At 36.7% G+C, this 512-nt stretch carries 1 protein-coding gene; it reads right to left on the reverse strand.

The window, feature by feature from the left end:
• The coding region (locus Q7C21_RS23110; RefSeq protein ID WP_375151256.1) for a hypothetical protein at positions 1 to 345 on the reverse strand (345 nt) is incomplete at its 3' end.
• Between the last annotated feature and the right edge of the window lie 167 nt (positions 346 to 512).

Raw genomic sequence — 512 nt, forward strand, 5'->3', positions numbered from 1 at the left:
AATAGCATACGCAGCCGCAATATCTTTGTTACGCTGTAACTCCTGTAATTCGTCATTACGAATAGCAGATTTAAGAAGCGGAGCAATAAACGGTACTGCATTAAAGTCAGAAGGATCAAACTTAAAGCACCAAGCACCATCGCTTGGAGAAGTTTGGATCCATTGACCGTATGCGCCTTTACGATTGCGTAGCTGAGCAGAAGGTTTATAATCTTTTATTTTAAAAGCACGATTATAATATTGTTTGAATACTGGAGCAAAGCCATCAATATCAACACCAGCATTATTAAAGTAATTCATATCGAAATCGAATAGAATTCCTTTTTCCCAATAACCAGTCATCATACACATATTCTGTGGTAGGATTTGTAGTGCGTACTTAATACCATTACCTCGAGAACGTGTGCGACGGAACCAAGTCTAGTAAACTTCATTTTGGAAAACGTGTTCAGTAACTTTTCTGAACTCTTCTTTATAATTAAACTTATCAAGGAAGTCATAAAGTCTACGTT

Origin of the sequence: Pantoea sp. ANP04 (assembly GCF_041982285.1) — a bacterium.
GTDB classification, from domain to species: Bacteria; Pseudomonadota; Gammaproteobacteria; order Enterobacterales; family Enterobacteriaceae; genus Pantoea; species Pantoea eucalypti.